10 protein-coding genes are annotated in these 14,400 nt (G+C 56.8%); 5 read left to right on the forward strand and 5 right to left on the reverse strand.

Annotation, left to right across the window (positions count from 1 at the left end; genetic code table 11):
• Positions 1–31 precede the first annotated feature (31 nt).
• From Poly51_RS11880 to Poly51_RS11900, 5 genes are all read left to right on the forward strand, one after another.
• Complete coding sequence (locus tag Poly51_RS11880; protein ID WP_146457725.1) at positions 32–418, forward strand: VOC family protein; 387 nt, start codon at positions 32–34, stop codon at positions 416–418.
• A 266-nt stretch (positions 419–684) separates the two neighbouring features.
• Complete coding sequence (locus tag Poly51_RS11885) at positions 685–1,398, forward strand: lysophospholipid acyltransferase family protein (protein WP_146457727.1); 714 nt, start codon at positions 685–687, stop codon at positions 1,396–1,398.
• Between the two features lie 114 nt (positions 1,399–1,512).
• Entirely contained in the window at positions 1,513–3,138 is a 1,626-nt protein-coding gene (locus tag Poly51_RS11890; RefSeq protein ID WP_146457729.1) for a hypothetical protein, read from the forward strand.
• Positions 3,131–3,841, forward strand: coding sequence for a hypothetical protein (locus Poly51_RS11895; protein ID WP_146457731.1), 711 nt, complete (start codon positions 3,131–3,133; stop codon positions 3,839–3,841). Before Poly51_RS11890 ends, Poly51_RS11895 begins: the two co-directional genes overlap by 8 nt.
• Before the next feature lie 62 nt (positions 3,842–3,903).
• The gene (locus tag Poly51_RS11900) at positions 3,904–6,063 is read left to right on the forward strand and encodes a type II secretion system protein GspD (RefSeq protein ID WP_146457733.1); all 2,160 of its coding nucleotides are present in this window, start codon (positions 3,904–3,906) and stop codon (positions 6,061–6,063) included.
• A 13-nt stretch (positions 6,064–6,076) separates the two neighbouring features.
• On the opposite strand, the gene Poly51_RS11905 is transcribed toward Poly51_RS11900, so the two are convergent.
• From Poly51_RS11905 to Poly51_RS11925, 5 genes are read right to left on the reverse strand one after another with little or no spacing between them, the layout of a single operon-like run.
• Positions 6,077–8,263 (reverse strand): efflux RND transporter periplasmic adaptor subunit, encoded by a 2,187-nt coding sequence (locus Poly51_RS11905; protein ID WP_146457735.1) that lies wholly within the window; start codon positions 8,261–8,263, stop codon positions 6,077–6,079.
• Positions 8,264–8,266: 3 nt separating this feature from the next.
• Positions 8,267–9,766, reverse strand: coding sequence for an efflux RND transporter periplasmic adaptor subunit (locus Poly51_RS11910; protein ID WP_146457737.1), 1,500 nt, complete (start codon positions 9,764–9,766; stop codon positions 8,267–8,269).
• A 12-nt stretch (positions 9,767–9,778) separates the two neighbouring features.
• Positions 9,779–10,690, reverse strand: a complete 912-nt coding sequence (locus Poly51_RS11915; RefSeq protein ID WP_246114435.1) for an efflux RND transporter periplasmic adaptor subunit — start codon at positions 10,688–10,690, stop codon at positions 9,779–9,781.
• A 17-nt stretch (positions 10,691–10,707) separates the two neighbouring features.
• Complete coding sequence (locus Poly51_RS11920) at positions 10,708–12,699, reverse strand: preprotein translocase subunit SecA (protein WP_146457739.1); 1,992 nt, start codon at positions 12,697–12,699, stop codon at positions 10,708–10,710.
• Positions 12,696–14,399 (reverse strand): TolC family protein, encoded by a 1,704-nt coding sequence (locus Poly51_RS11925; protein ID WP_246114436.1) that lies wholly within the window; start codon positions 14,397–14,399, stop codon positions 12,696–12,698. Before Poly51_RS11925 ends, Poly51_RS11920 begins: the two co-directional genes overlap by 4 nt.
• Between the last annotated feature and the right edge of the window lies 1 nt (position 14,400).

Consider the following 14,400-nt stretch of genomic DNA (forward strand, 5'->3'; position numbering starts at 1 on the left):
GGCGATGCACTCTCGCATAGCAATCATCAAAATGTCTAAACCAGTCTTCCAATCAGCGGCACCCTTTAACGCCGATGTTCTCGCACTGCCAGTCACGGACCTCGATTCCGCATCGGATTGGTACTGCAAACACTTCGGCATGACGGAAATCGAACGCGCGGACGCGCCAAATTCCGCGGTTATTCTTGAACGCGATGGCGTCCGAATTGGTTTCGCGATCAACGGCGGTGACCCGTCACAGGACGGCGCGGCCATTCGAGTTCATGACATCAACGGCATCAAGGCTGAGCTTGAAGCCAATGGTATCGGTGTCGCGAACACACGTGTCGATGAACGTGACGGCGAGCGTTTCAATGTGTTTTTTGTCGTGGCGCCGGACGGGCTTTGCTATTACTTCAACGAACCCGTTTCTGGCTAACCAATTCTCACCGCATGGGTTGCATACCCTTAGAAACCGAAGCTCAGGAGCTGTCCTTAAGTTTCTTCCAGTTCTAGCGGAACGGGGCGATCCGTCGGGCGTGTGAAACGGACGCCTCTCGGGGATATTTGGGGAGCAACTTGCAATCCCTCCCAAGCACCCAATCGCCGAATCCGCAGGGGTTGGCGTTTGCCGATCCGCGGAAAGTTTGTATATCCCAAGACAACCTTTTGTTTCCGCGACCCACCTTCGGAATTTTCACCTCGATGAAACGGCTCATTCCTTGGTTGGTCGGATTTGCGATCTACGGTATTCGGATGACTTGCCGGGTTCGGATTCACAATGACCCTCGCGGTCGAATCCGTCGCCAATCGGGACTCTGCTACGTCTTCGCTCAACTGCATGCCCACCAAGTCGCGGCGGGCATGTTTGGCGATGTCGGCACCGGTGCGATGGTTTCGCGATCTGCCGATGCCGAAATGATCGTCCCGGCGCTTCGGTTGCTCGGAAAAACGCCCGTCCGCGGCAGCAGCGGCAAATCACAGAAGGGCGGAGCCACTGCGTTGCACGCGTTGGTCCGTCACATCGAAAAGGGATTCCCCGCCGTGATTGCGGTCGACGGACCCCGTGGCCCTCGCGGGTTGGCCCGGCCCGGCGCTGGATTCTTGGCCCAGAAAACAACGGCTCCGGTGCTGCCGGTGATCGCAATCCCCACCCGCCGATGGGTCCTCAACCGAACATGGGATCGCATGCAGATTCCCAAACCCTTCTCGACCGTCGACATCTATTTCGGCGAACCGATCTTCGTTGGCCAAGATGACGACACCGAAGCGATCGCTACCCGGGTGGGCACCTCGCTTCATGAATTGGAGTTCACGCACGATTCCGCGGAACGCCCCGTTGCTCCCACCCCGGAGTTCACGACGCAAATCGATCTGAATGCTATCAAATCGGATACGTTCCCACGTCGCGCTGCGTAGCGGCCATTCGGCACAACCGTTACGTCTGGAACGGCCCGCCCCCCGAACGGCCCTTGCTTGTCGTGCGCGGCGAAATTGCGTCGATCCGAACAACTGTTCCAACCGACTTGACCCTTGAAGGGTTTTGCGGCGTTGGCTGCACCCTCATCAACCGACGTGATCAACGATCACGACTTGAAGGGATCAGCCGGAACACTTGTGACCATGATCGACCCGATTCGTACTCCGCACAACCGACCGGCGCGTCCAGCTGATGCGCCGCATTCGCGTTGTTTTGGATTGCGGATCGAAAGCCATCTCTTGCAGGTTGCAATTGCGACGCCGATCGACGATCAGCGTTTCCAAATCGAGATCGACGAAATTGAGAGTAAGTCAACGACGGGCTGGCTCGAAACGGGCGAGCAAGAGAACTTCGTTGAGGCCTTGATCGACTTGGTCGACCGCCACAATATGCACCGACATCCGGTCGCGGTTTCGTTAGACGGCGACTTCTGTGTCACGCGAATCACGACCGGCACGGTTGACGATGTCAATCGCGAATTGTCGACGCTGGCCCAACGGATCCCACGATACCTGCAACTCGGTCCCGGCGAAAAAGTCACCGGAAGTACGCGTCGTAAAATCGATGCGACGACGGACTATGCCGTCACAGGTGTCGTCAACCGATCGCTCATTCAATTGATCTACGACTCGTTACGCTTGGCCGACATCGAAGTCACATGGGTCGAACCGTCGTTAGTTGGTCTGGCTCGCTTGATCGGACAGCCGACGCTATGGGGCGATCAACCGATCATGATCGCAGACGGTACCGGAAAACGATGGGACGTGGGCATCGCATGTTCCGGTCGTCTGCTGCTGGACTATCGTCCCGCCAACGCCGATAGCGAACAGGGCCTAACCAGAGCACTCGACGGACACATCGCGCGACTGAAACGGTTTTGCCACAAGCAACTGCGTGGAAATTCCAGCGAACTTGATTCGATGCTGATTTGTGGAAACGGAAACAAACCTGCCCGAGCACTAGCTGCGATCGGCGACAACTTGGGTTTGAAGCCCAACGTACTTCAGGTTCCCCTGCTGCCCGAACTGTACGAGATCGCCGATCATGATCGACGATCACAATGTGTGCCCGCTGTGGCGACAGTTTACCCGTTGCTAACGGGCGTGTCAGCGGCGGACGTTCCCGACTTGCTAGTTCAGGTCCGGCGGGCTCCCGACCTTTCGTGGCCTCAACAAATCATCCGACAATTCTGGCCCGTCGCCATCGCGGCTTTGGTTCTGATTGTGCCCTACGGCCTGGTGACCAAAGAACGGCGTCGTCACGCAGGTTCAACCGACGGACGCGCATCGCTGGAATCCGAAATCGTTGCCAGCAACATCAAGTTCACCCACCTGGCCAGCCAGCGCGAATTGTTCAATCACTTTCGGGCCATCCGTCAACAAACGTGGGAACCGAATTGGTCCGAAATGCTGACGCACATCACCAAGAGCCTTCCCAGCTCGGCAAAGTTAAACGAGTTTCGCGTCGAGTCCAGCGACCAAATTTCAATGGATGGAACCGTGATGGAGGAAACCGTGGTCTACGAAGTCGTCAACACGCTTCGACGTCTGCCATCGGTGACGCAGGTTGCTCTGCGTGGAACCACACCGGAACGCGACAGTCAATCGACTCGCTTCTCCATCAGCTTGACAACAAAATCCGCCCCAAAATCGACAACGACGGGAGCCGGCGATGAGTAGTTCGAAAACGCGCCACTCACCACGTGTGCGGCGCGCCACTCATCATGATCGCGTCGTACGTGCGTTGGTCGCAGCGGTCAGTTTGATCACGGTTGTCACTTTTGCGATTCCGTGGACCAACGAGTACTTCGACCTGCAGCGTGATGCGGCGGAAATGATCGACTTGGAAACAAAGCTCGCCCAAACCCGCGAACGACAAGACTTGCTTGAGCGCGTCGAAGAGCAACTCACATCCGATCTAAGCCACTTCGTCGACGTCAACATCTCGCCAACGAACATTGAAACGGTACGGGAAAGACTGATCCAAATTGTCCGTTCGGCAGAAGCCCGAATCCGGCGACTCGAAATTTCGCCGGGCGATTCTCGCCCTTGGGCGATCGAGTCGGATGACGCACGGTTGGAAGCGAAACCCATCTACGCCGAGGATTCGCAATTCGCATTGCATATGCACACCATCGAACTTCAGGCGGACGGCCCCCTGAAAGGCGTTGAAAAAATCTTGACCGAAGTCGCGAACAACGGATGGATGATGACAACAAAAAATTTGTCCATAGCGCCCACTGGGGCTCGTGAATCGCCCATGAAATTGGAAATTCGCTTTGTGATCTATGGATTGAAGCCGATCGCCGTGGACCCCGATTCCGGGGATTCGCAGGTTCCCAATGAGTTCGCTCGCCTGCCCGTTGGGGGCGTCGTGCGCTGACCTGACACGCTGGAAACAACGCCTCGCCCCATTCACGCTCGACGTTTGAAAGAAGACTTGCCATGGACGGCAACGACAACCAAAATTCATCGAAACGGTTCCGCAACGTTGCCGCATGGTGCGCGCACCTTGTCGCTGCGTCTTCGTTCGCGACGATCACGTTCGCACAATCGCCATTGCCGATGGACCCGACGCCTTCAGCGCGACCGATCTACCAGGCCGAATGGCCCGTCCCCGCGACGACGAAACTCGTGCGTCCGCCGGCTCGTTTGGTGTCGGGAAAGGATTCTCCGTTCACGGCAACCCTAACCGGAGCCAGTACGGATTCGGCTCGCCAATCGGATCCACAACCGGGAGCGTGGAACCCCGTTGATGAGACGACTGAAAGCGCGTCGACGCAAAACACGACATCAGACGCGACATCACTTCGCACCGTGGAAGACGCGCTGCAGACCCGCGGTTCGATCACGTTCCGAAAAACACCGCTATCGGAAGTGGTTTTTCTGTTAAGCGATCTTTGGCGCATCAATATCGTTGCCGGCGCTGACGTCAGCGGCGAAGTCAGCGGTTCATTCCACGACGCCCCGCTTTCCGAAGTACTCGCCGCGGCGCTGACATCATCGGGCTATAGCTACCGAAAAACCGGCAGCAGTTTGGTTGTATTGCCGGCCGACCAAATCGGCGTGAACGACCCGTCCTTCGTATCGGAAACTCTTTCGTTGCCACCGTCGCTGCGCGACGACGAGTCGACCATCGAAGCGGCACAGTTGATGCTCAGCGAGCGAGGACAATTGAAGAAAATCGGCGCGGATCTGATCCTTGTGATCGACCGTCCCGAACGAATCCAGCGGATCCGTGATTTGTTTCTTAGCCTTTCCAGTGGTAACCCGCTGGGTAACGCGGCGACGAATCCAGACACCACACGTATTTCGACCAGTGCCCCACAATCAGCGGTCAATCTGGCCGGCATCGCGTACTTCACGCCACAGTTCACCGAAGCGTCCGAAATGGCGGTACCGCTTCAGATCACTCTTGGGACATCCGTGAATGTGTCCGTGTATCCGCAAGAAAACCGGATCATGGTGAAGGGTTCGCCCTCCGAACTGCAAATGGCTTCAGAAATCATCGCTCAGCTTGACAAACCGAGGCAACAGGTCCGCATCACAGCGATGATCTATGACGTCGGTTTGACCGAACTTGAAAAACTAGGCGTTAACTGGTCGCGTGATGTTCGTGCGTTGGCCAATGGTGCGAACGAGTTGCTCGAAGGCGTGACGACTCCCGTCAACGAGTTCTACAAGTTCACGTCGGATCTGACGACGACGGGTGCGACCAGTCTGGGTATCCGTACCATTACCGGGAACCTCGAAGCGAACGTTTTTCTGGAGGCTTTGGATAGCAGTTCCGAAGCCAAACTGCTGGCCGACCCATCGATCACCGTCGGCGATCGACGACAGGCGTCGATTCGTATCGTCCGAAAAATTCCGATTGTCGGCGCCAACCCCGTTAATGGTTCCAACGCGGTATTCACGCAGACGGAGTTCGAAGAGGCCGGCGTGATTTTGAATGTCGAGCCACGAATCAGCCGCGACGGAACGATCGAGCTGAAGGTTCAGCCGGAATACAGCGTCGTTGCGGAAATCACCAGCACCGGTCCGGTGATCGACAGCCGCACAGCAGAAACCTATGTACGCGTTGGCGACGGTCAAACGTTCGTGCTCGGCGGACTTCGTCAAAAGTCAATCGTCGAATCACAACGAGGTGTCCCGTACCTTCGCGATATCAAGTACATCGGCGGCCTATTCCGGAGCCACGATACCGAAGTCCGCGAAAGCGAACTGATCGTCTTTCTAAAACCAGAGATCATCACACCGTACGACAAAGGATCGCCCCGTCAACAGATGGCAGCGTGCGTCGCCAATACACAACTCGACCTCATTCCGCACGCCGATGTTTGTCCGCAAACGCCGTGCTGTAAGGATCCTCATTGCCCCAATCACCACCCACGCCCACGCATCAATGGGGGTAGCATGGGTCTACCAATGATGATTGGAGGCAGCGGATTCAATGAAGAGGTCTTCCAAGACACGACGCTCGAAACGTCCAACACACTTCACATCGAAACGCCGGCCGAAGTGCTTCCGTCCCCGGTAACTCCGCACGCCGTATCGACTGAGGACTTTTACCCGCCTGTGATCGTCGATCCGCGAATGATGAACTAAAACGAGCGGACGATCAGTTCGGCTGACTGTTGTCGGTCACCTGATTCCAGAGCGATCGAATCATGAGGCTAAGACGTTCGTAGGCGGTGTCATCTCGATAGCCGAATGATGCCCATACCCGTGAACCCACGGCAAGCGATTCGTTGGAACGGGTCGGGCCAACGTCGACGCCAAGACGCGCACGAAAGTAGGGTTCAAGCAGTCTCGCAGAGTTGCGGTCTTCGTCCTTATCGGAAAAACGATCGCGATGAACGGCCATCGGGCCGCCCATCGTTGCCGCTAACGCGGGGTCAGCCAACTGATCGCTTGCCCGCGGCTCGATGCGATCCAGCGTGGCGCCGATCTGCTGGTTGTCAGCCGCGATCAACGATACGTGTGTGGCGATCAGCGGCCGAACATCGTCAACCATCTGTTGGGGGACCATCGCAATGACTTCTTTGTCGTCGCCACCGGCGATGACGGCCACCAGATCGCCGGACTTCACATGCGTGCCAACACGTTCATCTAAATGGGGCGCAACAACGCGACCCGATCGACTCGCCACGATCGTCAACGCGTCGACCTGTGTCTTGAAATTGGCGACTTGATCCGCCAGGGAATGGTTCCGTTGTTCCAGGATGATGCGAGCCCCGTCGTCTCGCGATTCAATGGCCTGGCGAATACGAATCGCGTTCTGCTCCATCGTCAGCTTCAGTGCCGACCAACGATGAACTAAATCACGGTTCTCTAGCTCGATCATGATGTCGCCTCGACGAACATCCTCTCCGTCCCTGACGTGAATCTTTGCGACCAAGCCTTCGCTTCGCGTCCGAATCATTGTTTCGGGTCGATACCGCACAACGGCGGCGGCGAAATTCGATGTAGGAATCGGCACCACAAGAACGGTCGCCAATAGGGTGATGCCCAGGAGTGATCCGATCACGCATCCCCGCACACATCGAATCGGATCGACTCGCTGCCACCGCGCCGCGTGATTCCACCATCGCTTCAGCGGCGTCAGGATGGCCAACAAAACGGCGATGACCGCCAACACAACACCCGCGCCGGCGAACATCGATGAGGCGACGATCGAAAGCGACACACAAACGACCACGCGCCAGACCATCGCCAATGCGCCGTACACAAAAACGACCCCGCGGCGCCATCCGCGAAGACCGCCCTGAACCGTTCGTTCACCCCAAATCAATCGGTTGGCCACGCGAGCGAGCGACTCCGAACCCTCCATCGCAAGATTCGGTACGTCGATCAAATCAGCGAAAATGAAGTAACCATCGAAACGCATCAAAACGTTTGCGTTGAAAACGATAGTCGAGACGCCTGCCATGACGACGATCTGCGACATCATCGATCGTGTCTGTATCGAATCGGAAACAAATGCCCATACCATCACTGCCAACGCCGCGACCACCCACTCGACGTACATCCCCGCGGCGGCGACCAGAATACGACTGCGTCGCGAGTTCATACGCCAACAACTCGATACATCCACGTAAGCCAACGGAGCGAACAGGACGAACACCAATCCCGATTCGCCGACTTCGCCACCTTGGCGATGGCAAGCTACCGCATGGGCGACTTCGTGGATCACTTTTAACGCGACCCATACGATCAGCATCCAAAGCCAACTCGATGGCGAAAACACTTCGGACGATGTTTGGACGAACTCACTCCACCGAGTGAATAAGACAACCCATGCGAGTGCGATGAATAAGATGGATGACACCACCCATGCGGGTGACGCAAGCGGACCAAGCACGGATGCGATCCACGTCAATACGCGTTCGCTGTGTCGAATGGGGACTTTGATCCAGAACGGGTTCCACCGTGCCCACGACGAAGCCTCGGTCGTCTTGCGCCGCGGAGAAAAATCGCGAGTGGTGACGTGCGATTGAGATGGCAAACGGGCCAATTCGTTCGCGATCAACCATCGAACGATTGCCGTCGATTGTTCTAACGACAACGCTTGTTTGCCAAGCATTGACGCCGCCAGTCCGCACGCTTGTGCGATCGTCGTATCGCCATCGATCAACGATACGAAAACGTACTCTTCGTGGCCGATCCGAAAGAACCGGTGTAGCGACGGAATCTCGATTCGATAGACACGTTGCCCGCGTTCACGCACCGGCCAGAACCGAATATCGTCCGCCAGCCGCACTTTTTGCTCAGCCAAATCGATCGTGTTGGGGTCTCGAATTTCCAACGATCACCACCCCGTCGCGCGGCGAATGGCGAAGAACGACTTGTGAAATAGATTCCACCCCAACGCATGCCGATCACTCAGGATTACAGCACGCCCTCGCATCCCCGGACGCAGCAAGTGTTCCGGGTCGTCGACCATCACTTCGGCGACAAAGACATTGTCTTGATCGCGAAGTTCCGCTCGCGGATGAACCATTGCGATCGATCCATCAAACCGTCGATTCGGAAGCGAGTGAACATAAAACTGCACCGGCATCTCACGGCGAACCAACGAGTAGTCGGATTCGGGTACCGCCAGCTCAACTCGCATCTTGCCCAGTGGCGCGATCTCGAACAACGTTTCTCCTCGCGTCATGGGCATGCCTTCCGACTCTTTCCAATCGCCGGTCACAACGATTCCCGTCGTCGGGCTCCGCACTTCCAAGTGTGACCGCTTGTGTTCTAGAAGATCTTTTTGCAGTTGAAGTCGCTCGACTTCCAACGCTGCGATCTTGCTGCCTGCAAAGTCATGTTCGACCATCAATCCTTTTCGCTCCTGAGCCGCTTGGTGCAGTTCGGCTTGAACACTTGCGAGCTCATAATCAATCTCGCGCGGGTCAATGGTGGCAAGCAAATCGCCTTCGTTGACCTGATCACCCGGTCGAACACTCGACGATTTCAGGAGTCCGTCAAAACCCACCGCAACGAACCGCCGAAGCACCGGTTGCAACTCGAGGCCGACGTGGATGCGATAGTGCGTCGGAAACAACATTATCATCAATAACGCAGCGATCGCACAAACGACTACCGTCTTGCGTGACCGCCTGAACGTATCGATCAATGTCCGCACCCGTCGCTCGACGGGCGAGGGCATGCATCGATGCAGAGCCGATAACTTTGCACCAACGAGAGGACCGATCGTATGAAAGAAAGAACGATTTTGGGCGATGCTGTCGACGTCTTGTTTTGACGCGACCAGAACCCCGCAGACGAGTCCGTCGAAATTGGTCAGCGGAACCGCAATGACCGAAGCAAACGCCTCCGACGATGCTAGTTGACGGAGGGTCAACAATGCGTGCCGATCTTCCGTCCGCTGCGCCGGCCAATTCGCGATGCTTTCTCGAGTCGCAACTTCTTCGGCGACTGCCTCCAACATACGACCGCGATCACTGCGCCGAAGATCGGCGATCGTTACACCGTCGTCATTGGCGGACTGACCCACCACACGAAACGCCTCGCTGCCGGGTTGATTCGTCCAGGCGATCCAAACGTGATCCAACTTCAAGTGGACGGCGATCTGCGTGGCGAGTCCTACCGTTGCCGTATCAAAGTCGTCCGCGCGATCCAATTCGGACTGAATCTCAACGGCCGCTGCTAGCGTTTGCAACCGCCTCTGAATCGAATCGATCGTGGAATCGCTATCACGGCGTGCGGCACCCGGGACACGATCACCGACGGACGTCGTCGGAAAGGTCGCGTGATTCGGATCTGACATACCGTCACGAGATGCCGCAGGAACTGACATGAAATACCCGAATTATCGAGTCGATGGTTCAGGCGAAACGACCGGCATCGAACGCGCCGATCGGTTGGCGGGCTCGCGAACCGTCAAATCCCAACGACAAACGACACCGCTGGGGACCTTTCGGTCTCGGTTGGGGATTCGCACCTTCACCGGTACGGACGCACTTTCGGGATCAGCCACCGGCGAAACAAATTCGATGATTCCATCGCATGTTTGTTCATCACTAGAAAAGCGAAGCGATACTTCTTGACCTGCGCGAATGCCGCCAATGTTGGCCATGGGCACGGAAAAGGTTGCTTTCAGTGAATCGAGTTCGACGATCCGCATCACGACGGGATCATGCGGCGAAACGAATTCACCGATTTCTTTGTTGATCTCGACCACGACACCGTCGATGGGAGATTCGATCCGTCGTTGATTGATTTGCGTTTTGACGCGTTCAAACTCCAACCGCCGAACCTCCAACTCTTCTTGCACGTTTTGCATTCGAGCGGCGGCTTGATTGAAGTCGCCTTCCGATCGATCGAGCTCTCGCTGCGATGCGTTTCCCTGCGAATTAAGTTCACGATAGCTTTCGAGTTGCTTTCGACGGACAGCCAAGTCCGTTTCGGCCGCCATTTTTGAACCGGTGGCGTCTTTCGCGGCGCGGGCGAGTTCCAACGACGCTTGCAAGACATGGTCTTCCAATTGGGCCAGCCATTGTCGCTGCGAAACGTCGTCTCCCTCGCGAACGTGAATTTTCTCGATCACACCTACTTCTGCCGCAGGCACGTCGACAACACGAAGGGGTTCCGTGAACGCTTCGATTTCGGATCCTGAAGCGTTCCCAACCGTCAAGAGCAGGGCGGCAACGAAGCCCAGACCGACCAACTGCATTTCGGTTGCAAAGGTTGGCTTGAATTCGTTTTTCGTCGTGATTCTCATTCTAGAAATCCTGAAGGTCAAAGTTGGATGCATCCGCGAGGTGAGCTCGCATCGACATTCCATAGCTTTTCGTCGTCGTGGTCGGCGCGCAGCAGACGCATTCGCTGACTCGTTTGACGTCGTTGGAATTGGTGTTGAGCCTGGCGAATCGCTTCGTCAATGGCTTGTCGATCTTGTCGTTCACGGTGAGCGTATCGCTGGATCGATCGCGCGATCCAGGGAGCGTCATTGACGATCAAGTCATCGTCGGCCGAAACATAGAATCTTGCCGTCCCCGGGTCTCCGCACCGTGCCCCGCGTCCAATCAGTTGGCGGTCGACCCGAGCCAGCGAATGGTGTTCGACGACGATGACGTGCAAACCACCGATTGCGACGACGGCAGGATCCACCAGGATGTCCGTTCCACGGCCTGCCATGTTCGTTGCAACCGTGATGCATCCGCGGCGACCGGCCTTCGCTATGACCGAGGCTTCGTCCTCGTCTTGAACGCCGTTAAGAACCTGACACACGGACCCTCGCTCGACGATCGCGGCGGCGACTTCCCAACTTGCGGAAATACTGAGCGTCCCGATCAAAACGGCGCGTCCTTGATCGGCCAACTTGATCGCGTCGTGGGCAATCGCGTTGCACTTCTCCGATCGAGTCTTCGACAGGTGCGTCGGAAGTATCGTCCGCTTCGTCGCGGTTCGCGTGGGCAAGCAAACGACGGGCAAACCGTAGACGGAACCAAGCTCGTGCCGGCACCCATCCGCCGTGCCCGTCATTCCACCCACGAATGCATAGTTTCGGAAGAATCGCTGACGTGTGATTCTGGCAATGGGTTGCGACTCGGGCTCGACCGTTAACCCCTCACGCATCTGAATCGCTTGATGCAAACCTCCCGACCAAGAACGATCGGGATGAATCCGCCCCGTTGACGAATCCAAAAGGTGCAACTGGCCGTCACGAACAATGTAATGGACATTGGATCGGTAACAATATTTTGCCCGCAGCGCGAGGACCACATAGTCGTGCCATGGTCGCTTCAACTTCGGATGGACCACCGCCGCGGTATTTTCGTAGGCATCGTGATAGCCCACATCGGTAAGGTCGATCGCATTCCCGTTGGAAACGGTGAAATCACGCCCGTTCAAGAGCCGATCGGACCAGCGCATCGCTTCGGCATGAATGCACGCGTCCGAAGCCTCGCCCGTTTCGCTACTGCTAAGTAAGAGCGGTGACACCGCGTCATCAATCAACACTTGGTCGATCTCGTCGACGATGGCAACACTCAATCCCCTTTGCAACCGGCTTTCGCTTCCGTCGTGTCCGCTCAATCGAGCCAGTGTGCGGTCACCCAGTTCAAGATGCACCGCATCTCCCAACGCCACTTGGTCACGCAGATAGTCGAAACCGAACACGTGTCCGGCCGCATAGGTGATATCCGCGGCGTACGCGTCGCGACGATCCGCGGCGGCATCAGCATCGTTGATCACCGATACCGTCGCGCCCAAAGCGGCGAAGACTCTTTCCATTCGGCTCTGGTCGCGGTTCGCCAGGTAGGCGCTCGGCGTTGCAACGTGGACCCCCTGTCCGTCAATCGACTTTGCGAACGCGGCGGCCGCGGCCGACAACGTCTTTCCCTCGCCCGTTTGCATTTCGACAACGGCACCTTGGGCGACGCAGATTGCGCCAGAAACTTGCGTATCGAACATCTCCAACGAAAGATGCTGACGAACGGATTCCACCATCCCGGCCAACGCCAACACCAACAATGCATCGCGTTGATCGTTTGCCGATGCTTGCTTCGATGTCCGCTCGGCCGTCACCGACATGCGGCGCAACCGGTGGCCGTGGTCCAACAGATCGGCCGCCGACACACCGCGAAGCGTTCGCGATACATCCTTGACTTGACTCAGCAAGGACGCGATACGATCGGGCGAATCCAATTGACGTTGTTTCTGATGCGCAGCAACCAAGTGATCCTTCACGGATTTTGTTTCAACGAAGTTCTGCAAGAACCCGATCATGGTAGCGGCCCCTGATCGGATTTTGTGCTAGCCACAGGCAACGAGTCTTCGACTCGAAGCAGGACTCCCATCGTGTGCCGCAACTGGACCCACGACATCGCATACGAAGTCTGCGCTGCGACGAATCCACCTTCTTCATTTGCAAGACGCTGCTGTGCGTCCAACAAATCCTCGATCAACAAAACCGCCGACTCGTTCGGATCGGGCAACCACTTCCAACGTTCTTTCAGGTACGCCACCTCCCGTCCAGCCGCGTCGATCGCTTGCTTCTTAGCAATCATTTCTTGAAATGAAGTTCGTGTTTCGCGAACGGCGACTTCCACTTCGGTGAACGCTTCTTCGGCAACCTGTTGAAACTCGAATACCGATCGAGTCAGTTCCAGTCGATTGCGATCGAGCCTTGCTTCCGCGGCTCGATTCCCGACCGGTCGTTCAAACAACAGACCAGCCGCATAGCTTGGTCTGCCGTCGGAGAACTGATTGACGAAAGCCCCGAAAGCGTCGTTGTTGGTATCCAACCCGGCAACATAGGTGCTAAGGATCAAATCGAGTCGCGGCAAAACTTGATTCTTCGCGACACCCACCCCAGCCGACGTCGCCTGGACCTTCCGAATCGCGCCGGCAATGTCCGAACGGTTGTCGAGGGCCGTCAGTGTGGCCTGGCGTGTCGACAAAGCAACGGCTTCGGCCAACGGTCGTTCGGCGGGCAGAACTTCCCATCGCGCCGATTGAATCAGTCGCGGATCACCGGTCAGCAATCTTAATTCGGCCTGCGCATTTCGAATCGCAGTTTCGCTTCGAACCAGATCCGATCGACGTGACGCCACTGCGGCTTCCGCCCTTAGAATCTGGCGTTGAAAGGAGTCCACTTCGCCACGAGCACGAAGAATCGTCGCCAACTCGGCCGCGCTATCGAGCAACCGACTACGTTGCAACCAATTCGCACGCGCTTGATACAAGTTCCAATAGGCCCGCGCGACATCGACCAGGTGGTCTTCTAGATCGCTGCGTGTTTCGGTGGTAGCCAACTTGACATCAATGTCCGCCAACAGCACGCGAATGTTGTTGACCGCGCGGCCGCGATCTTTCATCAACGGCTGAGTTACGTTCAACTCCATCCGCGTCGTCCCTTGTGGATTTGGGACAAGGAACGTCGAGTTGTTGTCTTGAAAGCCGCCACGCTGAACAAGTTCCCATTCTGCGCCGGACCGATTCTTCTTTCGCAAACCGGCCGACGACGAGAACTTCTCGTCTCGAAAACGTCCGAACGCCGACCCCGTGGTCAACAGACTTCCGATCGGTTCGTTCGTATCCGCGAATTTTCCTTCCACGAATGCGAGCGAGTCGAAGTTGGCGTCCGCAATCACCAGATCTCTTCGTCGGATCCCTGGATCGGTCAAGATGCCTCGCACATAGGGTGACGAAGAGATTGCGGTTTGTGCCAGTGTCGCCACGTCCACGGCAAGGCATTCCGGCGAAAAGCCAAGGGGCTGTGTCAGTAACGCATCCCACCATGCATCCAGATGCACGAATTCCGATGGGGCGATGGACTCAAACGGTATCGTTGCGTCGGGCGCATCGGGCAATCCGTCCGCTCGGGCAAGGTATGAATTCAATTGCCCTCGAAAGGGCCCCGGCGAAACGGCGGGTGGAATATCGGCGAGCGGAACGCCAGAAACCGCCAAACCGGAAGGTGGCATC

Origin of the sequence: Rubripirellula tenax, from assembly GCF_007860125.1 — a bacterium.
Classification (GTDB): domain Bacteria; phylum Planctomycetota; class Planctomycetia; order Pirellulales; family Pirellulaceae; genus Rubripirellula; species Rubripirellula tenax.

Coding starts and splice junctions, on each gene's coding strand:
- Poly51_RS11880 (WP_146457725.1), top strand. CDS start 32: ATGTCTAAACCAGTCTTCCAATCAGCGGCACCCTTTAACGCCGATGTT.
- Poly51_RS11885 (WP_146457727.1), top strand. CDS start 685: ATGAAACGGCTCATTCCTTGGTTGGTCGGATTTGCGATCTACGGTATT.
- Poly51_RS11895 (WP_146457731.1), top strand. CDS start 3,131: ATGAGTAGTTCGAAAACGCGCCACTCACCACGTGTGCGGCGCGCCACT.
- Poly51_RS11900 (WP_146457733.1), top strand. CDS start 3,904: ATGGACGGCAACGACAACCAAAATTCATCGAAACGGTTCCGCAACGTT.
- Poly51_RS11910 (WP_146457737.1), bottom strand. CDS start 9,766: ATGTCAGTTCCTGCGGCATCTCGTGACGGTATGTCAGATCCGAATCAC.
- Poly51_RS11915 (WP_246114435.1), bottom strand. CDS start 10,690: ATGAGAATCACGACGAAAAACGAATTCAAGCCAACCTTTGCAACCGAA.
- Poly51_RS11920 (WP_146457739.1), bottom strand. CDS start 12,699: ATGATCGGGTTCTTGCAGAACTTCGTTGAAACAAAATCCGTGAAGGAT.
- Poly51_RS11925 (WP_246114436.1), bottom strand. CDS start 14,399: ATGCCACCTTCCGGTTTGGCGGTTTCTGGCGTTCCGCTCGCCGATATT.